Consider the following 20,087-nt stretch of genomic DNA (forward strand, 5'->3'; position numbering starts at 1 on the left):
TCACTTCCTGAAAACATGATTTTCCCCTCGTACCAATAGTATGGTTAAACGGAAATAATTTATGTAAGGGCGAAGAACCCCGATATGTATGGATAAAGCAACAAAGAAGCTGGAACAAAATCTAAAATCCCATGTCTAAAGACGAACATTATAGAGTGTACTCTAAACAACGCTCATGATTTCCGTGCAAGACTTCGCTTTCCGCGGGTAGCCTCCTCAAACTTCGAGAGGAAACTGTCCAGCTACAGGGCTTAGAGGCACATGTCATAAGCCAAACCGACCAAGAAGGCAAAGAACGCCTTCGTGGCCGATTCGTCTTATGCCACACGCCTCTGAACAAAGCCCTTCCGCTTTTCTTGTAGGAGTCTTCGTCTTGCACTCCAATCAACCGCTGAATGAGCTAAACCCTAAATAAGCAATGAAGAAATTAAAAACCCGAACTAATTTGCCTTATCTCATGCAAATTAGTTCGGGTTTTACTTAGACTAAATCACTTTTGTCCTAGCCTCATTTCATTCTGTATACATATGTTCCTTCATGGTCTGCAGGATTTTCTTTTCAAGCCTGGATACCTGCACCTGCGATATTCCAAGCCGCTCGGCAACCTCAGACTGGGTCTGGTCTTTGTAGTACCTCAAATATACGATCAACCTCTCCCTGTCATCCAATTCCCTTATCGCTTCCTTAAGTGCGATCTTATCAAACCACTTATGATCCGCATTGTCTGCAATCTGGTCGAGCAGGGTGATGGGATCCCCGTCATTTTCATAAACCGTTTCATGAATCGATGAAGGGGCCCTGCTTGCTTCCTGGGCCATGATCACTTCCTCGACCGAATATTCCAGATGCTCTGCGAGTTCACCCACAGTCGGCACCCTCCCGAACTTTTTGGAGAGTTCATCCTTTGCCTTACGGATTTTATTTCCCATTTCCTTCAAGGAACGGCTTACTTTCACGGTACCGTCATCCCTGATGAAGCGCTGGATCTCGCCGATGATCATCGGAACGGCATACGTCGAAAATTTCACATCATAGCTTAAGTCAAACTTATCCACTGATTTCAGCAGCCCGATACAGCCGATTTGGAACAGATCATCCGGTTCATATCCCCGGTTCAGGAAACGCTGCACCACTGACCATACGAGTCTCATGTTTTTCTGCACAATGGTATCCCGTGCAGTCTGATCACCCGCCTGGCTCTGCTTGATGAGTTCCTTCACTTCATGATCCTTCAAAAAAGGCTGGGATTTTTCATTTTTCACTTCGACATCCATAGGCACGACTCCTTAATTGCATAGCGCTTTACTATTGGTCAAGTGCTTTTTCAATCTAACAGTGGTGCCTGTACCCGGTTGTGATGACACTTCTACCTCGTCCATGAAATTTTCCATAATGGTAAAGCCCATTCCCGAGCGTTCGAGTTCAGGTTTGGACGTATATAAAGGCTGTCTTGCCTCTTCCACATCTCCAATGCCGACTCCCTCATCCCGGATCGTCATATCAATGAATCCATCTTCTTCCATAATGACCGAGATATAGACGGTCCCGCTTGGATTGTTTTCATACCCGTGGATGATGGCATTCGTGACTGCTTCAGAGACCACTGTCTTGATTTCAGTCAATTCATCCATAGTCGGATCCAGCTGCGCGATAAAAGATGCGACAGTCACCCGGGCAAACGATTCATTTTGACTCAGGGAACTGAATTGAATGTTCATTTCGTTTCTCATATTCAGGCGACCCCCAATCTTTGTAATGCATTTTCTTCGGAAGGTTCAAGACGGATGATCTTAAACAATCCGGACATTTCAAATAATCGGTTGACTGCAGGGGAAATTGCGCAAACCACCATTTCTCCATGCTTTTGTTTTATTTGTTTGTATCGCCCTAATATGACACCCAGCCCCGAGCTGTCCATGAAGCCGAGTTCTTCCAAATTCAAAATGATATGTTTGATATTTTCACTTTCGATAATCCTTGAAGATTGTTCCCTTAATTCTTCTGCCGTATGATGATCCAGTTCTCCACTAAGACGTATACACAACACATCTTTTTTCACTTCCAGGTTAATAGCAAGACTCACTATCAGAAAGCCTCCTTCTCTGTCGTATAGTGAGTCATTTCGCTATTATGCTGCAGATATCCTTCTCTGTGACAAAACTAGAAGAAATTCGCCAGGATAAGTGCTTTTTTTCGCGTCAGTTACCAACTTTCGTAAACATCCCGAAGGAACGCTTGAATAACTGCCACCAGCTTGCTTCATTTACATCCTGTTTGGCCACAAGCTCGCTTTCGAGGACTTTCTTCCCTTTATTCTTAATCACAAGTGTCCCCACCTTATCCCCTTTTTTAACAGGGGCTTTTAAGTCTTTGGACAGTGTCACTTTTTGTTCGACCTTATCAAGTTTTTCGCCTTTTTTGGCAAGGATGGAGATCGGTTCGTCGGTCACCGCCTGCACCTTGCTCTCCTGCCCTTTGGATACTTTCACCTGTGAAAGCTGTTCGCCTTTCTTGAACATCGGTTTGGTCTGATATTGATTGAAAGCATAGTCAAGCATCTTTGTCACTTCACTGTTTCTCTCTTTGGGAGTGGAGGCACCGAATACGACTGCAATGACCCTCATATTCCCTTTTTTCGCCGTCGCAGTCAGGCAGTATTTCGCTTCATTTGTGAAACCTGTTTTCAACCCGTCCACTCCGTCATAAAAACGGACCAGTTTATTCGTATTGACGAGCCAGAATTTATTTTCAGTGTTTTCCCTGAGGTAGGACTCGTAAGTGCCGGTAAACTTTGTGATCTCATTATATTTGAGCAATTCTTTAGCCATCATGCTCATATCATGTGCAGAACTATAATGATCCTTTGCAGGAAGACCGGTCGGATTCTGGAATTGTGTATCCTTCAACCCGATCTCTTTTGCCTTTTTATTCATCTTCTCCACGAATGCCTCTTCGCTTCCCGCAATATGCTCGGCCATCGCTACAGACGCATCGTTTGCCGACCCGATCGCAATACCGGTCAGCATCTCTTTGACCGTCATCGATTCCCCGGGCTCGAGGAAGATCTGAGACCCGCCCATAGAAGCGGCGTATTCACTCGTACGGACTTTGTCATCCCATTTGATCTGCCCATTTTCCAGTGCTTCCATGATCAAAAGCATCGTCATGATCTTCGTCATCGAAGCAGGCGCCAGCCTTTCATGACTGTTTTTGTCATATAGAACAGCCCCTGTGTCCCGTTCAATCAAAACAGCAGACTTCGCAGCCTGAGCGAGTTCCGATTTATTTTCCTGTGCAAAACCAAGTGAAGGGAATAGTGACGCTATTAGAATGAATGCTGCCATTATACAACTAACACGTTTCATTTAACTGTCCTCCAATCTAAATCTCTCAATTTAATCAATACTTATAGAACCATTTTTTCCATCGGAACCATTTTTATACAAATAAAATAGAAATTATAAAAGACGGAGTATTAACTCTTTTGCTATTTACAAAAAAGCTCCGTCAGCTTTTCTTTGAAGCAGAGGGTTTAAGTCGAATCGAAATGATCTGTTGATTTCTTCATTTTTAATGGATTTTGATTGAAATCCGCACGTCAGGCATGATCAAAGCATACTGGATGCTGGATTTATCGTTGTTTGAGGTTTCGAGCGCTGATTTAGGGAGGCCTTTTTAAGGTGGATTGAAGGAATCTTTCGATTTGGCAGGTTAATCTTCGAATTCAGGGCGATAATCTTTTAATTTTACCCATTAATCTTTCAATTTTCCGCGTTAATCTTTTAATTCTGCAAATAATTCCGTCGTTTGTAAAAATAAGGGAATTCCCACCCTCATCCCACTTGATCACTGAACAACAAAAAAAGCCCCTGCAAAAGGAATGATCCTTTCACAAAGGCTTTAATTTTAATGATTAATCTGTGATCTCCGTGTGAATTAATGTCGGAGCTTCCACTTTTTCAGAAGAGACCTTGATGCTTTCATACAGTTTATTTTTTACATCTTCAATATCTTCCTGGTTGCTGTAAATGGTAACGAGGGATTCACCGGCTTTTACTTCATCGCCGATTTTCTTGCGCAGCTCAAGTCCCACTGCCAGATCGATCACTGAATCCTTGGTCGCCCTTCCGGCTCCGAGCCACATCGCTGCCGTACCCACTGAATCTGCGATGATTTCTGATACAAAGCCGTCTTCCTTCGCTTGAAGTTCAACCTTGAATTGAGCTTGAGGCAGCCTGGATGGATCGTCGACAACAGAAGCATCCCCTCCCTGTGATTCAAGGAAAACCTTAAAGCTTTCAAGGGCTGAGCCGTCCTCGATTGCTTTTTTCAATAATTCCCTTGCTTCTTTTAATGATGAAGCTTTTTCGGCTAGGAAAACCATGTGACTTCCGAGCGTCAAACATAATTCGGTCAAGTCATCCGGACCTTCACCTTTGAGGGTGTCGATCGCTTCTTTAACTTCCAATGCGTTCCCGATTGCAAATCCAAGCGGCTGGCTCATATCAGAGATGACTGCCATTGTTTTTCTTCCGACGTTATTCCCGATGTTCACCATCGCTTTTGCAAGGTTTTCAGAGTCCTGAAGTGTTTTCATGAACGCTCCTGCACCTGTTTTGACATCAAGCACAATCGCATCTGCACCCGCTGCGATTTTCTTGCTCATGATGGAGCTTGCGATCAGCGGGATGGAGTTGACCGTTGCAGTCACATCTCGCAATGAATAAAGTTTTTTATCCGCAGGCGTTAGATTTCCGCTTTGTCCGATGACGGCTAATTTATTTTTATTCACCAAACGGATGAATTCGTCGTTTTCAATCTCTACGTGAAAGCCTTCTACTGCTTCAAGTTTGTCAATCGTCCCGCCGGTATGACCAAGTCCGCGGCCGCTCATTTTCGCTACAGGCACTCCGACAGATGCTACCAGTGGTCCAAGTACAAGAGTCGTCGTATCACCGACGCCGCCTGTTGAATGCTTGTCTACTTTTATTCCTTCAATTGCCGACAGATCAATCTGATCTCCAGACTCGACCATCGCCATCGTTAAATCAGCACGTTCCCTTTCACTCATATCCTTGAAAAAGATTGCCATCGTCAGGGCACTCACCTGATAATCAGGGATGGTCCCGTCTGTATACCCATTTATAATGAATTGGATTTCTTCCGTTGTCAGTTCTTTGCCTTCGCGCTTCTTTTCAATAAGATCTACCATTCTCATTTTTCGTTCCCCCACTTCTATTGATTTTAGTTTTCCCTATTACAGGGAGAATCGATACGTTAGATGGACTTAACTATTTCCTTCACATATGACAGGAAGTTAGCGCGCACCATTTCGGTAGTTTCGATTACTTCATCATGTGAAAGCGGCTGATCCAATATTCCTGCAGCCATATTTGAAATGCAGGAGATTCCAAGGACCCTGATCCCGGCATGGCGGGCAACGATCACTTCAGGTACTGTTGACATTCCCACAGCGTCTCCACCCAACGTACGCACAAGCTTGACTTCGGCAGGCGTCTCATACACAGGACCGGTATTCCCTACATATACACCTTCTTGAATCTTCAAGGAAAGTCCGTCCGCGATTTCACGGGCCTTTTGACGAAGTTCTTTATCATACGCCTGGGACATATCCGGGAACCTGTCGCCAAGGCGTGAATCGTTCGGTCCAATCAGAGGGTTTCCTCCCATATTATTGATATGATCGGAAATCAACATTAAATCTCCGGCTTCGAAATTTTCGTTGACCCCGCCTGCAGCGTTGGTCACGATGAGGATTTCCACACCAAGTTCTTTCATGACGCGTACAGGGAATGTCACTTTGTCAAATCCGTATCCTTCGTAGTAATGAAAACGCCCCTGCATCGCAACGACTTCCTGTCCGGACAGCTGTCCGAACACCAATTGTCCTGCATGACCGGCCACTGTTGAAACCGGAAAATCCGGTATCTCTTTATAAGGGATTTTAACGGAATTCTGGATTTCATCCGCGAGGACCCCTAGTCCTGACCCCAGGATAAGTCCAATCCTGGGTGATCCCGTATATTGATTTTTCAAATGGTTGGCAGCATTTTGTATCGTTTCAAAATTCATCTTTACCGACTCCTTTTTCTGGGCTGAACATAAAAGGAGATGAGATGGAGGAATCCCGTCCTCCATTCATCTCTATCCCTGTTCTGCCTTGTTTGATTCATTTATTTTAATTGAGTTAAAAAGCTTTTACCGAATTTCGGCATGTTCACATTGAAGTTATCCGCTACAGTTGCCCCGATGTCAGCGAAGGTTTCCCTCAGAGGGAGTTCATCACCTTTTGAGAAGCGTTTCGAGTAAGCAAGAAGCGGAACATATTCCCTTGTATGATCGGTTCCAGGTGCCGTCGGATCATTTCCATGATCTGCAGTGATGAGGAGAAGATCATCTTCCGTCATTTTCTCGAATACTTCCGGAAGACGTGCGTCGAATTCTTCCAGTGCCTTTCCATACCCTTCAGGATCCCTGCGGTGGCCATATAATGCATCGAAATCGACCAGATTCAGGAAGCTGAGACCGGTAAATGATTCATCGAAGGTTTTGATGAAAACATCCATCCCGTCCATATTGTGTTTCGTACGGACTGCCTTCGTTACCCCCTCACCATTATAAATGTCTGAGATCTTACCGAGCGCAATGACATCGAACCCTGAATCCTTCAGCTCATTCATGACAGTACGGTTAAATGGCTTTAACGCATAGTCATGGCGATTGGATGTCCGCTTGAAGCTTCCCGGCTCTCCGACAAATGGACGGGCAATGACACGACCGACCAGGAATTCTTCGTCCATAGTAATTTCACGCGCAATTTCACATATTTTATACTGTTCTTCGATAGGGATAATGTCTTCATGAGCGGCGATTTGCAGAACAGGATCTGCAGATGTGTAAACGATCAGCGCCCCTGTTTCCATATGTTCTTTCCCCAGCTCTTCGATGATCGCAGTACCGCTGGCAGGTTTGTTGCCGATCACGGTCCTTCCTGTCTCCGCCTCAAGTTTTTGGATCAGCTTTTCAGGAAAGCCGTCTGGATATGTCTTGAATGGCGTATCGATATGAAGCCCCATGATCTCCCAGTGGCCTGTCATGGTGTCCTTCCCAACGGACGCCTCCTGCATCTTCGTATAATAAGCAAGCGGAGAATCTGCTTTCTCCACCCCTTTGACCTCTTTTATATTCGAAAGACCAAGTTTTTCCATATTGGGCATATTCAGCCCATTCATATGTTCAGCGATATGACCCAGCGTGTCCGTTCCCTGATCATTGAACAGTTCGGCATCAGGTGCTTCCCCGATTCCCACTGAATCCATCACGATCAAGTGAACCCTTTTATATGTATAGCTGCTCATTTTTAATCCTCCTATTTATAGCTGCTTATCTGCGCATCTTTTTATAACACAACAAAAAAGCGGTTACATTTTGCATCCTTGTGCGTATCATTCCCTTTACGCTGACGCATCAATCATACGAAAATCACGTCAGAAGTCTGACATCTATATTCTACTTTTACGTTATAAAAAAAACAAGAGAGAACCCCTTAAAGTTTGATAAATCTTTAAGAAGTCTCTCTTTCCTAGGCCCTTGGATGAAATTTTGAATAAACATCCTTTAAGCGGGTTTTGGTCACATGTGTATAAATCTGCGTCGTTGAAATGTCAGCATGCCCGAGCATTTCCTGGACGGCCCTTAAATCAGCGCCGTTTTCCAATAAATGAGTGGCAAAAGAGTGCCTCAGCGTGTGAGGTGTCAAATCTTTTTCAATGTTCGCTTTTTTGGCAAGCGCCTTCAGGTTTTTCCAGAATCCCTGCCTTGTCAATCCTTTTCCATGATGATTGAGAAAAAGATGTTCATCTTTATGCTTTTCCGACCTTAATTTCAGCCGAGCATTTTCAAGGTATTTCTCAAGGACAGTCATGGCCGTCTTTCCGATCGGGATGATCCTTTCCTTATTTCCCTTTCCGATGCATCTGACAAATCCCATTGTGAGATGGACATCTTCCATTTTAAGAGAAATGAGTTCACTCACGCGGATGCCGGTTGCGTAGAGAAGTTCAAGCATCGCTTTGTCGCGCATTCCAAGCGGAGTCGATTCCTCCGGGGCTTCAAGCAGCGCTTCCACTTCTTCTATACTCAGTATCCTTGGGAGATTCCTCTCGGTCTTCGGGGTTTCAATGTGCACAGTGGGATCTTGATCGGTGCTTTTTTCCCTCAGGAGGAACTGGTGGAAGGATCGAATCGAAGCCACATGCCTCGCTACGGTTTTGGAGGATTTCCCCTGATCCTTCAGATGCCCCAGGAACTGGACGATATTGACCCTCGTTACCTCATTGAAAGTTGAAATCTCTTCTACATTGGCCAGGTACAATGAATAGTTCTTCAAGTCGCGCTGATACGATTCAATTGTATTCTTAGCGAGCCCTTTCTCAACGATCAAAAAGTGCATATAGTCTTTAATTTGATCTTCCAAATTGCATTACTCCCCGTTCATATAAAAAAATAATAATCGATCATACCAGTGGCTTTCTTCATCCGCGACGGAAGAGAACACTTTCACCGCGGCTCCCTCCGGCTCATCGTATTTGTGGTATCCTTCGTACTCTTCACTTATCCACATGATCCCATAATAAAACAGGATTGTGGACCCGGTAAATAAAATAAATACTTTAATGGTCTGCCAGACCACTCCAAGAACCTTTTTCATAAGTCTGTCCTCCATTTGATATGATTTCTACAGTCCATCCGTCTCTATAATACAAGCTATGACGATTTTGGGCTGTTTTATACCAAGGGGGACATAATTTATCTACTTTTATATCGTTCCTGCATTGAGCGGTTCCCGCCTTCAGGCATTATGACCGAATCAATTTCATGAAGATTAAAAAAAGCCCTTAAGATATGTATAGAATCGTTTCAGATGAAACAATAACCGGCTTCTTCAGGGCTTTTCCATTTACTATTCAGACTCTTCCTCTTTATCCTGGCATCTTGAGCAGATTCCGTGAAAGGTCAATCGATGGTCTTTAATTTTGAATTTCCAATCTCTCTCAACAATCTTTTCGACATCTTCAAGCAGATCTTCCTGTATTTCATCCACGGCACCGCATTCGATGCAAACTAAATGATGGTGGAAATGGGCGGCTCCTTCTTGACGAAGGTCGTACCGTGAAACGCCATCACCAAAATTGATCTTATCCACGATTTTCAGTTCAGACAGCAGCTCGAGTGTGCGATACACCGTTGCAAGTCCAATTTCCGGAGATTTTTCCTTAACGAGGAGGTATACATCTTCGGCACTCAGGTGATCTTCTTCATGCTCCAACAGCACGCGTACAGTTGCTTCACGCTGCGGTGTCAATTTATAGCTGGCGGAATGAAGCAGCTTTTTGATTCGTTCAATGCGACTTTCCATAGTCCTTCCCTCCCTCGTCAACGTCTATATTATTATATCAAAAAGGGAGGAATAAGCAAAATAAAATTATTATAATCAAGAAACCAAAATGATTCTCATTTAAGAATGATTATTTCAATTTCGAAATGACAGCTTCCATTAAATTAGGAGAAAGATATGCTTCTATACTTGCGGCAGCGGTCACAATACCTACGGCAATCACAAAGAAAATGACATACCTTGATAAAAAGGGAACGATTTGAAATTGCAGCGACGAACTGTGTCTTACAAAGATCTTCCGGATCAGCGTGAGTGAAAAGCTCGCACTGACAACTCCTATAAAGATGAACGCAGGGATGATGATGATGTTTTGGGGCAGTATGCTCACAAAAGAAAGCAGAAATCCGCTCCAGCTCATTTGATTCACCAGGAAGCCGACTGAAAAACCGACCACGACCCCCTTCATGAAAATCAACACAAAGATCAGGGGCAGACCGATGATCGAGATCCCCAATATCCAGATCAGACCAAGATATTTCACATTATGAAGGAAGCTCTGCCTGAACAGTTCTTCAGCCGAGGTGAATCTCCCGCCCTCAATTTCACTGAAGAACTTACTTAAATAAAAATATAAATCTTCTTTTTGAGCAAAAGACAGCGAGTTCACCACGATTGCCCCGAAGATGATTCCCATTAAAAACAATGTAATGACAAATAAGTAGATTGAGGAATGTGCTTGTACATGTTGGACGAGTGGATTTGAATTTGATATTTTTTTGCGCATCACGACGCTCCTCCCAGATACCGATTAGTAGAATATATGCAGGAAGGGACAGGTTTATGCCGCAGCTATTTTTCAGATCCAATAGACAGACGCCCCTCTTTGGTCAGTTAAAAGGGGCGTCTTTTCTATGTTTATTTAAGGGCTGTTTTCTAAAAGGTTCTTGCTATCGTCAACCTGTCGAATTTAAACGTCATGAGTACACGTATTCTATATAAAGCTTGATTTAAATCTCTGAAAATACCCAAGTACCGGTATTTTCACATGGGCGAAAAGAGTCTATTTATAAAACTGCTGAAGTTGGAGATATTGTACGGCATAAGCTGTTTTGGCATCATAGATTTTTTTCTCTTTTATGAGATTCAGCGCCTCCTCAACCGTCACCTCTATCAGGTCCACAAACTCGTCTTCATCAGGTCCCCTTGCATCCTCTATCCGTGCAATATTTTCAGCGATATAAAGATGCACAAGTTCATCCGCGAATCCCGGAGAAGTATAGAAAGAAATTAGGTGACGGAGGTTTTCACATCCGTATCCTGTTTCTTCTTCCAGCTCCCTTGCAGCAGTTTTGACAGGTTCTTCGCCAGGTTCCAGCTTACCTGCCGGAATCTCGACGATCGACTTTTCCAGGGCCTTCCGGTATTGCTCCACCATCACAATCCTGCCCTCGGGTGTCAAAGCGATGACTGCCACTGCCCCTGGATGTTTAATCAGTTCCCTTTTTGAGGTCTTTCCGTTTGGAAGCTCGACTTCATCGATTTGAAGATCAATGATCTTACCTTGATAAATGGTTTCACTCGTAAGCGTCTTTTCTTCGAATTTTTTCATAAAACAACTCTCCTTGTTCTCACTATCACGTTATCTTCATACATTTTACCATATTTCAAAGAAAGGATGAGGTGACCGCTCATGCAGGTAATCGTAGAGAAAGACCGGATCATTCTTGCCGGTAAAGCTTGGGAAGTCAGGGCAAAGCTGAAGGAATACAGCAGGAAATATGAAACAGTTAAAGAGTGGACGGCTGCACTTGTCAAAGAATAAGAGCTTCCTGCCGAGTAAAAAAGTCATATCCTTTGTTTAACCATCCCTTCTTTCGTTAAAATAATAGATAGCGAAAGTATGGATGGAAAGGACGGATATGATGGAAAAAAGACAAATTGGCACATCTGATTTATCTGTTTCAAAAATAGGACTCGGCTGCATGTCGCTCGGCACCGACGAGACGCATGCCAAAGAAATCGTTCAGACGGCACTTGAGAACGGCATCAACTATTTTGATACCGCTGATTTATATGACTTCGGCAGGAATGAGGAAATCGTCGGCAGCGCCCTCAAAGATGTGAGGGATGATGTGATCATCGCCTCCAAAGTCGGAAACCGATGGAATGATGTCGAGGACGGGTGGAGATGGGATCCGTCCAAGGAGTATATCAAGTCGGCAGTAAAAGACAGCCTTTCAAGATTGAAGGTGGATTATATCGATTTATACCAGCTTCACGGCGGGACGATCGAGGACAATTTTGAGGAGAGTATAGAGGCATTTGAAGAACTGAAAGAAGAAGGCTATATTCGTGAATACGGTATTTCTTCGATTCGTCCGAATGTCATCAAACGTTTCTTAAGCCATTCTTCTGCTCAGAGCGTGATGATGCAGTACAGCCTGCTCGACCGCCGTCCTGAGGAATGGATGGACCTGCTTGAGGAACATCAAGTAAGCATCATTGCACGGGGTCCCCTTGCAAAAGGGCTTCTTTCCGACAAGATGCTGTCAAAAGCTTCAGATAAAATAAGAAAGGACGGATACCTGGATTATTCCTATGCCGAGCTTGAAGAAGCCTTGGGCGCCATCCGTTCAAAAGCATCGGACACAAGAAGCATGAATGAACTTGCCCTGCAGTATGACCTTGCCCGCCGCGGAGTCGCATCGGTCATCCCGGGAGCCAGTTCGACCCGCCAGCTGAAAGAAAACATTGATGCCGTCAACCGGCCGCCGCTTTCTCCGGATGAATTGAAGCTGTTGGAGCAATTGACAAAAATTTCACGATATGAACAGCACCGGGATTAGAATGGTGCAAAATAACCCCGCCGGATCTGCCGGCGGGGTTGTTTTATGGAATGAAATAGAGTGATAAGAATCAAGGAGGGGCGTAATTGAGTGGGCCGGAAACGGTAGCGGTTTTTGTCGAAAAACCGGCAGGTCGACCTTATTTCAAGGATTCCGCCCTTATATTGGTGATTTCGCCCTTAAATCAAGAATTTCGCCCTTAAATTGAATTTCCCGCCCATAAACTGTAAATGATAGCTGTTTGTTAATTAAGGTATTTCATAGAAAAAGCTGCAGGTTCCCCTTGCAGCTTTTTCTCCCTATAAAAATACTTTTACTTCTTATAATTCTTCCAGTTCATATCGCTTTCGTTCAATAGTTCCTCGAAGGATTTGTTTTTCTCCCGTTGTTTTCTTTCTTCCGATTTACGCTTCTGTTCTTCTTCTTTTTTTACTTCTTCCACTTTTTCCAGCTCTTTCTTTTTATTTTTGAGCTGTTCAAACAGGTCGGCATTGATTGAGTTTTTTAATGTCATTTCGGCTTCTTGTTTCTTTTTTTTGGACATTTGGAGATCCCCCTGACTGTAAATAGTTATGTAATTCTAATTACCGCTTTTGATTTCCGTGCAGGACTTCGCTTTCCGCGGGTGGCCCGTGAGCCTCCTCGTCAGAGAAGGGAACTGTCCAGCTGCAGGGCTTAGAGGCACATGTCATAAGCCAAACCGCCTCTGAACAAAGCCCTTCCGCATTTCGGTTAGGAGTCTTCGTCCTGCACTCCAATCAACAGCTGGAGTGATTTAACATCCACGATATAAATCCCAAAAAAGTTAATATAAAAAAGCAACTGCACTACTAGAAATATAGCATGTTGAAATAAAAAAAACATCCGGGAGGTACTGCTTTCCCGGATGGTTGGTTCATTCATCAGTATGCTTCGAGTTTGACGTCTTCCGCTACTTTTAGTTCGGCCGCTGTAGTCGATTGGATGTCTTCGACGGTGAATCCGTTCGCAACTTCACGCAGAAGCAGACCGTCTTCTGTTACATCCATGACGGCACGGTCGGTGATGATGCGGTCGACTACTCCCTGCCCTGTAAGAGGGAGTGTGCACTCTTTAAGGATCTTGCTTTCACCGCTTTTGTTCACATGTTCCATGATAACGATGATCCGCTGGGCGCCATGTACGAGGTCCATCGCTCCGCCCATCCCCTTGATCATCTTTCCGGGGATCATCCAGTTGGCAAGGTCGCCGTTTTCCGCAACCTCCATTCCTCCAAGGATGGCGATATTGATATGTCCCCCCCTGATCATTCCAAAGGATTCCGCACTGTTAAAGTAAGCGGAACCGGGGATGGCAGTGACCGTTTCTTTCCCGGCATTGATCAGATCGGCATCAAGCTCTTCTTCCGTCGGGTATGGTCCTATTCCGAGCAGCCCATTCTCCGACTGAAGCACAACCTGCTTGTTTTCTGTTATATAGTTGGCGACCAGGGTCGGCATTCCGATTCCCAGATTTACATAAAAACCATCTTGAATTTCTTTTTCCGCTCTCCTGGCGATCTTTTCACGCATTTTCGCACGATCCATCCTATTCCACTCTCCCTTCTAGGCTTTGACTGTTCTTCTTTCAATACGCTTTTCCTGCTCTGCCTGAACCAATCGTTGAACATAGATGCTTGGAGTGTGTACTTCATTCGGATTGATGTCTCCAATTTCTACAATTTCTTCCGCTTCAGCAATGGTTACTTTTCCTGCAGCAGCAATCATCGGATTGAAGTTCTGCGCTGTCTTGTTGTAAACAAGATTGCCCATTTTATCTGCTTTCCAGGCCCTGACGAGTGAGAAATCAGCCGTATATGCTTCTTCCAGCAGATATTCTTTACCATTGAAGGTGCGTGTTTCTTTTCCTTCGGCAACTGGTGTCCCCACTCCTGCAGGCGTGTAAAATGCAGGGATGCCCGCGCCGCCTGCACGGATCTTTTCGGCCAGTGTTCCCTGAGGGACCAACTCCACTTCGAGTTCACCTGACAATACCTGTCTTTCAAACTCTTTATTCTCACCTACATAAGAACCGATCATTTTATCGATCTGCTTATTTTTCAGCAGCAAACCGAGACCCCAGTCATCCACTCCGCAGTTGTTGGAGATGACAGTCAGGTTTTTGACTCCTTTTTCCACCAGGGCAAGGATCAGTTTCTCCGGGATTCCACAAAGTCCGAATCCTCCTACCATCAGTGTGGCTCCGTCCTGGATATCCGCCACCGCTTCATTGTATGAAGTATAAACCTGTTTCATTGTTTTCCCTCCTTAGTTGTCATTCAGCCTGCTTTTTATTGATGCAGTTCAACGACTGTCGCTACACCCTGGCCGCCGCCGATGCATAAAGTAGCCAAGCCGTGCTGTACCTGTCTTTTCTTCATTTCATGAATCAGCGTTACAAGGATCCTTGTCCCGCTCGCTCCGATAGGGTGTCCCAAAGCAATCGCTCCGCCGTTTACATTGAGGGCATCGCGCTTGAATCCAAGTTCTTTATCCACCGCCAATGATTGTGCGGCAAACGCCTCATTGGCCTCGATCAGCTGCATGTCTTCCATGCTCATCTTTGTTTTTTCCAGCACCTTCTTCACTGCCGCAACCGGTCCGATCCCCATCACGCTTGGATCCACACCTGCATTTGCATTCCCCTTAATCGTGACAAGGGGCGTGATGCCGAGTTCTTCTGCTTTTTTCTTCGACATGACCACGACAGCTGCCGCCCCATCGTTGATTCCTGACGCATTGCCCGCCGTGACACTTCCATCCTTCTTGAATGCGGCACGGAGCCCTGATAATTTCTCTGCAGTGGAGCCCTTGCGCGGAAATTCATCCTGGCTGAACTCAACCGGATCCCCTTTGCGCTGCGGAATATGTACCGTGACAATTTCATCCTTGAACCTGCCTGACTCGATGGCAGCACTTGCTTTCTCCTGGCTCCATGCTGCAAATTCATCCTGTTCTTCACGGGATAAGGAATAGCGGTCACACAGATTTTCAGCGGTGACTCCCATATGATAATCATTGAACGCACACCACAAGCCGTCGGAAATCATACTGTCCACGACTTTTTGATCTCCCATTTTGTATCCATTCCTTGCCCCTTTTAATAAATACGGGGCCTGACTCATGTTCTCCATCCCGCCGGCCACAATGATATCCGCATCCCCGGCAAGGATTGCCTGAGTGGCCAGATGGACGGTTTTCAAACCGGATCCGCATACTTTATTTATCGTCATGGCAGGTACACTCTCGGGTAAACCTGCTTTAATGGAAGCCTGCCTTGCTGGATTTTGACCTAATCCTGCCTGCAGGACATTCCCCATGATCACTTCATCGACATCTTCTTTTTTCACGCCTGCCTTTTCAAGGGCATCTTTGATTACGATCGCTCCAAGCTCAGGAGCCGAAATATCCTTCAATGAGCCGTTAAAGCTCCCGATGGCTGTACGGACAGCGCTTACGATTACAACTTCGTTCGACATTTCTCTTCCTCCCATTCTGACTGATTCTCATGAATTCCATCCACTAGAGAATAGGCAAACATATCTCCACTTAAACCTTTTCTATGTAAACGCTTCAATTTCCTTTTTCTTTCTTAAAAAATTTAGTTGATTTTGTTGTCGAAATTTTCCTACAATAAAAACAAGGGGGATGGATATGTTGAAATTACCTGAAAATATTACAATTATCGAAGTGGGCCCGCGGGACGGCCTGCAGAATGAAAAGAACTTTGTTCCGACTGAAACGAAGAAAGAATTTATATTACGGTTGAAGGATTCCGGCATCAGGGAAATGGAGCTGACGTCTTTCGTCTCTCCCAAGTGGGTTCCCCAGATGCAGGATGCAGGCGATATAGTGGAATCGTGCCTTACCAGTGGCTCGCGTGATTTCGTCCTTGCACCGAATGAAAGGGGCCTTCAGCGTGTTTATGAAACGGGCTGCAGGGCAGTGGCTGTATTTGTAGGGGTAAGCAATACGTTCAATCAAAAAAATATTAATAAGACAACTGAAGATGCGCTCAATGACCTTGAACCTCTCATCAACGAGTTAAAAGAACGCGGATATTTTGTGAGGGCCTGCATTTCGACCGCCTTCTACTGTCCATACGAAGGAAAGATCGCACCTGAGGATACGCTTGCCTTATGTAAAAGATTCGCGGATATGGGCGTGGATGAATTGAGTGTAGCGGATACCGTGGGCCGGGCGAATCCGCTTGAAGCCCATGCACTGTTCACTTTACTGAAAAGTGAACTGCCCGGTCTTCTCCTGACCGCTCATTTCCATGATACGAGGAAAATGGCCCTTGCCAACATCCTTGCTTCCATGCAGGCCGGGGTGGATCGCTTTGACAGTTCCGCCGGCGGGCTCGGGGGATGCCCTTTTGCTCCGGGAGCCACTGGGAATGTGGCAACCGAAGATGTCGTATTCATGGCGGAAGAGATGGGTGTGAAAACCGGCATCGATCTCGAAAAGCTCTCGCAGGCGATCGATGTCGTGAAGCCGTTTATCTCCCGCCCTGTTGAAAGCGGATATTACCGCCTTTACGAGCTGAATAAATAAGAGTTTGAATACACCTCCTGCTCCACGAGCATTCTAAGATTGACTGAATGCGAAGGAGATGAAAACATGAGTCAAAAGCGCGAAAAGGGAAACAGCCAGAAAGGAAAGCCGAACAGCGATACAGTGGCGAACACCCTGTCCGTAGAAGAACTCGATAAAGCGATTCACCCGACCAAAGGGCAAAATGCAAAATCTTGATTCTTCTTTAGAAGCGCTCCCAAACTTTTGGGTGCGCTTCTTTTTTATTCCCTCCCCTGTGAATTCCACTTCTTTCCTCCTGATGTTAAAATGTAAGAAGAGCTGAAAGTCTATGAGGTGAAATCATGAAGAAAAAATCTTATTTGATAGGCGGCCTCCTATCCGCCCTCGGGATCGGCGGGCTGGGCTATTTCATTACGAATACCTTCCTGTACCTTCCCAAAAAAGATGAAAAATCGGTTCGTTCAAGGGAAATCGATGCACTCCGGCTCATCCAGGAAGAGTATGATGCGCTTCCTAAAAAAGAAGTGTACATCCCCTCTCCTTACGGATATGATCTCAATGCTGTTTTCGTCACTCCCCACCCGCATAAGAGGTACATGATCTTTGCGCATGGTGTTACTGAAAACAAGCTTAATTCCATTAAATATATGAATCTGTTCATTAAAAAAGGATTCAATGCCATCATCTATGACCACCGGCGGCACGGGAAATCCGGCGGGAAGTCGACCAGCTATGGATATTACGAAAAATTCGACTTAAAAGCAGTCGTCGACGAATTGATCCTCCGGGAAGGTGAGAATGTCTATTTCGGCATACACGGCGAGTCCATGGGGGCCGCCACCATCCTTCTCTACGGGGGGAGTGTCGAGGACCGGGCAGACTTTTATATTGCAGATTGCCCGTATTCCGATTTCGGGGAACAGCTTGCCTACAGGATGAGCGTGGAACTGAAAATTCCTGCGGGATTCCTGCTGCCCCTCGTAAACCGGACATTAAAATTCCGCGAGGGCTATTCGTTAAAGGATCTCTCCCCTGTCTCCGTCATCGGGAACATCCGTAAGCCTGTCCTGTTCATCCACAGCATGGAAGATGATTATATCCTGCCGAAAATGACGGAAGATTTATTCCACATGAAGCAGGGGCCGAAAATGATGCATCTTGATTTCCGCGGCACCCATGCACAATCCTACAATGAAGACCCCGAAAAGTATGAGGGCGTGGTGCAGCAATTCCTTGATGAAGTCGTAGACCATGGAAAGGAGGCAGAGTAAATGATCCCCGAATACTTTCAAGCAAAAATGGAAGCGATGTATGGAGACAAGGGTTCGGCCTGGGTCGAACAGGCAGAGCAAACCATTCTTTCCCTTCAGGAAAAACGCAGTCTGTCATTCGGCGAACCTTTTTCCCTGAGCTATAACTTTGTGGTTCCCGCCGTTCTCCCGGACGGTACTTCTGCGGTGCTGAAAATGGGTTATCCCAATAAAGAGTTTTCCAACGAGTTCCATGCACTCCGCGAGTTCGCCGGTGATGCCATGGTGAAAGTCATTGATTCCGATCAGGAAGCAGGCTGGATCATCCTGACCCATATACAGCCCGGCCGGGCCCTTCATTCCCTGAGGGATGAAATGAAGCAGTTAAAGATTTTCGCTGCTATTGCGGAAAAATTGTGGCACAAGCCTTCTACTACCCATCCGTTTCCCGATGTCGAAGCCTGGTCGGAAGGGATCAGACGTTATAAATCCCGCTTTAAGGACGGGAACGGTCCCCTGCCGGAGAAGATGATTTCAAAGGCAGAGTCCCTTTTCAGCAGGCTCCTCGGTTCTTCAGAGGAACGATACCTGCTTCACGGCGACCTGCACCATGAGAACATCCTCTATTCTGAATCGGCGGGCTGGACGGCCATCGATCCAAAGGGGCTGATCGGTGAGCGGGAATACGACTGCATCCAGTACACCCTGAATCACTGGAAGGACCATGAAGACCCTTATGAACTTTTGAAATTCAGGACGGCAGCCTTCTCTTCCCTGCTTTCCCTTTCTTATGAAAGACTGATCTCCTACGGATTCTGCCACTCGGTGCTGTCTGCCTGCTGGTGTACCGAAGATGGGAGCGACTGCTGGAAAAACGGGGCAGCCATTGCGGAAATGTATGAAAGGCTCTTGAACGAAAATAAAGCCGGTTCCCTTTGAGGACCGGCTTTTTCTCTATTCTCCAGGGTACAGGATGAAGTTCATCCTACCGTTGAGGATCTGTCCCGGACTTTTCAGTTGAAACGTATTACTGGCTGTGGAAAAATCGATTTTCAGCTCTTCATCAAGGAAAACCGTTTTCGACTTTTCCACCAAAATTGGAAAATGATTGGTCTCGACTGCCACATCATCGATTTCATCCGGTTCTGATACATACCATAAGGTCGGGACGCCTGACACTACACATCCGCACCCGTCTATATCATATTTCAATTTCAAATGGCCTCTCCGGCCTGCTGTTTTCTCATTTATCTTTTCTGCTGCCGCTTCTGTAAGTTGAATTTTCATGTGACTTCCTCCTCCCCTCCATCCTATCATATTTTTTCTCGTCCCTTTATTATATTGCATTTTTTCATCTTTCACTTTACTATCAGTATGGGGAAACTTTTGTATTTTATAGAAAGGGTGGTTTTTCATGGCAAAAGCTCAAATCAAAGTAAATGATAACGGTTCTCTTCGTGTAAGCGGGGATGTGGAGCTGATCGATGCTGACGGAAATGTATTTCCTACGAAGCAGGTCTTCTCTCTGTGCCGCTGCGGCCTGTCTGCTAAAATGCCGTTCTGCGACGCATCCCACAAGGGGAAATTCGAATCCTGTGTACGTGCTGAGAAAGTGCTGGACGAGGAATGATCCTTTAAACCGGAGAGGCTTTCAGCCTCTCTTTTTTCTTCAGCCTTCTTCAAAAAGTCGGATGTCCGAGATGCCTGTCAAGGGGATATACCGGACTTTCCCGTCGCTGTCCACAACGTGCAGCTTCCCTTCCAATGAATCGGCGTGATGGATGAGGCCGACGAGCAGTTCATGACGATGATTCACATAGTGGGTGATCGCTACGGCTTTCCCAAACTCCATTGCTTCCGCCACCGTTTCGTTCAATACTTCCAATTCTTGTTCATCGAGCTCTTTTTTCTTTTCGTACGTATCCTCCTTCGCCCAGTCCCGTAATAATTTCACATGCTCCGGGAGCATCATGGACGTCCATTTGATTCTTCCGCGGTCCCGTATCACTTGCTCACC

The 20,087-nt window shown here is 45.5% G+C and carries 25 protein-coding genes; 7 read left to right on the plus strand and 18 right to left on the minus strand.

Annotated elements, in window-relative coordinates:
- Positions 1-512: 512 nt before the first annotated feature.
- The 12 genes from sigF to AS034_RS04630 form a co-directional block, all read right to left on the minus strand.
- The gene (gene sigF, locus AS034_RS04575; RefSeq protein WP_058297667.1) at positions 513-1,274 is read right to left on the minus strand and encodes an RNA polymerase sporulation sigma factor SigF; all 762 of its coding nucleotides are present in this window, start codon (positions 1,272-1,274) and stop codon (positions 513-515) included.
- Positions 1,275-1,286: 12 nt separating this feature from the next.
- Positions 1,287-1,730, minus strand: a complete 444-nt coding sequence (gene spoIIAB / locus AS034_RS04580) for an anti-sigma F factor (protein ID WP_058297668.1) — start codon at positions 1,728-1,730, stop codon at positions 1,287-1,289.
- 2 nt (positions 1,731-1,732) lie between these two features.
- Positions 1,733-2,083: an anti-sigma F factor antagonist gene (gene spoIIAA / locus AS034_RS04585; RefSeq protein ID WP_032087825.1), complete on the minus strand. Its 351-nt coding sequence runs from the start codon at positions 2,081-2,083 to the stop codon at positions 1,733-1,735.
- 115 nt (positions 2,084-2,198) lie between these two features.
- Entirely contained in the window at positions 2,199-3,365 is a 1,167-nt protein-coding gene (locus tag AS034_RS04590; protein ID WP_058297669.1) for a D-alanyl-D-alanine carboxypeptidase family protein, read from the minus strand.
- Between the two features lie 548 nt (positions 3,366-3,913).
- Positions 3,914-5,218 carry a pyrimidine-nucleoside phosphorylase gene (locus AS034_RS04595; protein ID WP_032087823.1) on the minus strand — a complete coding sequence of 435 codons (1,305 nt, stop codon included), beginning with the start codon at positions 5,216-5,218 and terminating at the stop codon, positions 3,914-3,916.
- A gap of 59 nt (positions 5,219-5,277) precedes the next feature.
- Entirely contained in the window at positions 5,278-6,093 is an 816-nt protein-coding gene (locus AS034_RS04600) for a purine-nucleoside phosphorylase (RefSeq protein WP_032087822.1), read from the minus strand.
- Positions 6,094-6,194: 101 nt separating this feature from the next.
- Complete coding sequence (deoB, locus tag AS034_RS04605; protein WP_058297670.1) at positions 6,195-7,379, minus strand: phosphopentomutase; 1,185 nt, start codon at positions 7,377-7,379, stop codon at positions 6,195-6,197.
- A 224-nt stretch (positions 7,380-7,603) separates the two neighbouring features.
- The gene (gene xerD, locus AS034_RS04610; RefSeq protein ID WP_032087820.1) at positions 7,604-8,497 is read right to left on the minus strand and encodes a site-specific tyrosine recombinase XerD; all 894 of its coding nucleotides are present in this window, start codon (positions 8,495-8,497) and stop codon (positions 7,604-7,606) included.
- 6 nt (positions 8,498-8,503) lie between these two features.
- On the minus strand, positions 8,504-8,731 hold the full coding sequence (locus tag AS034_RS04615; RefSeq protein ID WP_058297671.1) for a YqzK family protein: 228 nt from the start codon (positions 8,729-8,731) through the stop codon (positions 8,504-8,506).
- 252 nt (positions 8,732-8,983) lie between these two features.
- A complete protein-coding gene (fur, locus tag AS034_RS04620) occupies positions 8,984-9,439 on the minus strand; it encodes a ferric iron uptake transcriptional regulator (protein ID WP_032087818.1) in 456 nt (151 codons plus the stop codon).
- A 109-nt stretch (positions 9,440-9,548) separates the two neighbouring features.
- Positions 9,549-10,202 carry a stage II sporulation protein M gene (gene spoIIM / locus AS034_RS04625; protein WP_058297672.1) on the minus strand — a complete coding sequence of 218 codons (654 nt, stop codon included), beginning with the start codon at positions 10,200-10,202 and terminating at the stop codon, positions 9,549-9,551.
- A gap of 276 nt (positions 10,203-10,478) precedes the next feature.
- Positions 10,479-11,027, minus strand: a complete 549-nt coding sequence (locus AS034_RS04630; RefSeq protein WP_058297673.1) for an NUDIX hydrolase — start codon at positions 11,025-11,027, stop codon at positions 10,479-10,481.
- Between the two features lie 81 nt (positions 11,028-11,108).
- Here AS034_RS04630 and mciZ point away from each other — a divergent pair, with 81 nt between their 5' ends.
- Both mciZ and AS034_RS04640 read left to right on the plus strand, forming a co-directional pair.
- Entirely contained in the window at positions 11,109-11,240 is a 132-nt protein-coding gene (mciZ, locus tag AS034_RS04635) for a Z-ring formation inhibitor MciZ (RefSeq protein ID WP_032087815.1), read from the plus strand.
- A gap of 100 nt (positions 11,241-11,340) precedes the next feature.
- On the plus strand, positions 11,341-12,264 hold the full coding sequence (locus AS034_RS04640) for an aldo/keto reductase (RefSeq protein ID WP_058298089.1): 924 nt from the start codon (positions 11,341-11,343) through the stop codon (positions 12,262-12,264).
- Positions 12,265-12,577: 313 nt separating this feature from the next.
- On the opposite strand, the gene AS034_RS04645 is transcribed toward AS034_RS04640, so the two are convergent.
- The 4 genes from AS034_RS04645 to AS034_RS04660 form a co-directional block, all read right to left on the minus strand.
- Positions 12,578-12,808 (minus strand): YqkE family protein, encoded by a 231-nt coding sequence (locus tag AS034_RS04645; protein ID WP_058297674.1) that lies wholly within the window; start codon positions 12,806-12,808, stop codon positions 12,578-12,580.
- Positions 12,809-13,166: 358 nt separating this feature from the next.
- On the minus strand, positions 13,167-13,829 hold the full coding sequence (locus AS034_RS04650; protein WP_058297675.1) for a CoA transferase subunit B: 663 nt from the start codon (positions 13,827-13,829) through the stop codon (positions 13,167-13,169).
- Positions 13,830-13,847: 18 nt separating this feature from the next.
- Positions 13,848-14,537, minus strand: coding sequence for a CoA transferase subunit A (locus AS034_RS04655; protein ID WP_058297676.1), 690 nt, complete (start codon positions 14,535-14,537; stop codon positions 13,848-13,850).
- Positions 14,538-14,572: 35 nt separating this feature from the next.
- Complete coding sequence (locus tag AS034_RS04660; RefSeq protein WP_141687661.1) at positions 14,573-15,760, minus strand: acetyl-CoA C-acetyltransferase; 1,188 nt, start codon at positions 15,758-15,760, stop codon at positions 14,573-14,575.
- 175 nt (positions 15,761-15,935) lie between these two features.
- Between AS034_RS04660 and AS034_RS04665 the strand changes: the two genes are divergently transcribed.
- The 4 genes from AS034_RS04665 (at position 15,936) to AS034_RS04675 (ending at position 19,009) form a co-directional block, all read left to right on the plus strand.
- Positions 15,936-16,838, plus strand: a complete 903-nt coding sequence (locus tag AS034_RS04665; protein ID WP_058297678.1) for a hydroxymethylglutaryl-CoA lyase — start codon at positions 15,936-15,938, stop codon at positions 16,836-16,838.
- Positions 16,839-16,904: 66 nt separating this feature from the next.
- Positions 16,905-17,036 (plus strand): hypothetical protein, encoded by a 132-nt coding sequence (locus AS034_RS23305; protein ID WP_269751560.1) that lies wholly within the window; start codon positions 16,905-16,907, stop codon positions 17,034-17,036.
- 125 nt (positions 17,037-17,161) lie between these two features.
- Positions 17,162-18,091, plus strand: coding sequence for an alpha/beta hydrolase (locus tag AS034_RS04670; protein ID WP_058297679.1), 930 nt, complete (start codon positions 17,162-17,164; stop codon positions 18,089-18,091).
- Positions 18,092-19,009 carry an aminoglycoside phosphotransferase family protein gene (locus tag AS034_RS04675; RefSeq protein WP_058297680.1) on the plus strand — a complete coding sequence of 306 codons (918 nt, stop codon included), beginning with the start codon at positions 18,092-18,094 and terminating at the stop codon, positions 19,007-19,009.
- 15 nt (positions 19,010-19,024) lie between these two features.
- Here the strand turns inward: AS034_RS04675 and AS034_RS04680 are convergent, their stop codons facing one another.
- Entirely contained in the window at positions 19,025-19,357 is a 333-nt protein-coding gene (locus tag AS034_RS04680) for an iron-sulfur cluster biosynthesis family protein (RefSeq protein WP_032087941.1), read from the minus strand.
- A 127-nt stretch (positions 19,358-19,484) separates the two neighbouring features.
- Here AS034_RS04680 and AS034_RS04685 point away from each other — a divergent pair, with 127 nt between their 5' ends.
- On the plus strand, positions 19,485-19,700 hold the full coding sequence (locus AS034_RS04685) for a CDGSH iron-sulfur domain-containing protein (RefSeq protein ID WP_032087805.1): 216 nt from the start codon (positions 19,485-19,487) through the stop codon (positions 19,698-19,700).
- Between the two features lie 39 nt (positions 19,701-19,739).
- Here AS034_RS04685 and AS034_RS04690 read toward each other — a convergent pair whose 3' ends face one another.
- Positions 19,740-20,078, minus strand: coding sequence for a YolD-like family protein (locus tag AS034_RS04690; RefSeq protein WP_058297681.1), 339 nt, complete (start codon positions 20,076-20,078; stop codon positions 19,740-19,742).
- Between the last annotated feature and the right edge of the window lie 9 nt (positions 20,079-20,087).

This window comes from [Bacillus] enclensis (assembly GCF_001456935.1).
GTDB classification, from domain to species: domain Bacteria; phylum Bacillota; class Bacilli; order Bacillales; family Bacillaceae_B; genus Rossellomorea; species Rossellomorea enclensis.

Bases quoted from the DNA above. Each gene is read 5' to 3' on its own strand.
- sigF (WP_058297667.1), bottom strand. From the start codon at position 1,274: ATGGATGTCGAAGTGAAAAATGAAAAATCCCAGCCTTTTTTGAAGGAT.
- spoIIAB (WP_058297668.1), bottom strand. From the start codon at position 1,730: ATGAGAAACGAAATGAACATTCAATTCAGTTCCCTGAGTCAAAATGAA.
- AS034_RS04590 (WP_058297669.1), bottom strand. From the start codon at position 3,365: ATGAAACGTGTTAGTTGTATAATGGCAGCATTCATTCTAATAGCGTCA.
- AS034_RS04595 (WP_032087823.1), bottom strand. From the start codon at position 5,218: ATGAGAATGGTAGATCTTATTGAAAAGAAGCGCGAAGGCAAAGAACTG.
- AS034_RS04600 (WP_032087822.1), bottom strand. From the start codon at position 6,093: ATGAATTTTGAAACGATACAAAATGCTGCCAACCATTTGAAAAATCAA.
- deoB (WP_058297670.1), bottom strand. From the start codon at position 7,379: ATGAGCAGCTATACATATAAAAGGGTTCACTTGATCGTGATGGATTCA.
- AS034_RS04615 (WP_058297671.1), bottom strand. From the start codon at position 8,731: ATGAAAAAGGTTCTTGGAGTGGTCTGGCAGACCATTAAAGTATTTATT.
- fur (WP_032087818.1), bottom strand. From the start codon at position 9,439: ATGGAAAGTCGCATTGAACGAATCAAAAAGCTGCTTCATTCCGCCAGC.
- spoIIM (WP_058297672.1), bottom strand. From the start codon at position 10,202: ATGCGCAAAAAAATATCAAATTCAAATCCACTCGTCCAACATGTACAA.
- AS034_RS04630 (WP_058297673.1), bottom strand. From the start codon at position 11,027: ATGAAAAAATTCGAAGAAAAGACGCTTACGAGTGAAACCATTTATCAA.
- mciZ (WP_032087815.1), top strand. From the start codon at position 11,109: ATGCAGGTAATCGTAGAGAAAGACCGGATCATTCTTGCCGGTAAAGCT.
- AS034_RS04640 (WP_058298089.1), top strand. From the start codon at position 11,341: ATGGAAAAAAGACAAATTGGCACATCTGATTTATCTGTTTCAAAAATA.
- AS034_RS04645 (WP_058297674.1), bottom strand. From the start codon at position 12,808: ATGTCCAAAAAAAAGAAACAAGAAGCCGAAATGACATTAAAAAACTCA.
- AS034_RS04650 (WP_058297675.1), bottom strand. From the start codon at position 13,829: ATGGATCGTGCGAAAATGCGTGAAAAGATCGCCAGGAGAGCGGAAAAA.
- AS034_RS04655 (WP_058297676.1), bottom strand. From the start codon at position 14,537: ATGAAACAGGTTTATACTTCATACAATGAAGCGGTGGCGGATATCCAG.
- AS034_RS04660 (WP_141687661.1), bottom strand. From the start codon at position 15,760: ATGTCGAACGAAGTTGTAATCGTAAGCGCTGTCCGTACAGCCATCGGG.
- AS034_RS04665 (WP_058297678.1), top strand. From the start codon at position 15,936: ATGTTGAAATTACCTGAAAATATTACAATTATCGAAGTGGGCCCGCGG.
- AS034_RS23305 (WP_269751560.1), top strand. From the start codon at position 16,905: ATGAGTCAAAAGCGCGAAAAGGGAAACAGCCAGAAAGGAAAGCCGAAC.
- AS034_RS04670 (WP_058297679.1), top strand. From the start codon at position 17,162: ATGAAGAAAAAATCTTATTTGATAGGCGGCCTCCTATCCGCCCTCGGG.
- AS034_RS04675 (WP_058297680.1), top strand. From the start codon at position 18,092: ATGATCCCCGAATACTTTCAAGCAAAAATGGAAGCGATGTATGGAGAC.
- AS034_RS04680 (WP_032087941.1), bottom strand. From the start codon at position 19,357: ATGAAAATTCAACTTACAGAAGCGGCAGCAGAAAAGATAAATGAGAAA.
- AS034_RS04685 (WP_032087805.1), top strand. From the start codon at position 19,485: ATGGCAAAAGCTCAAATCAAAGTAAATGATAACGGTTCTCTTCGTGTA.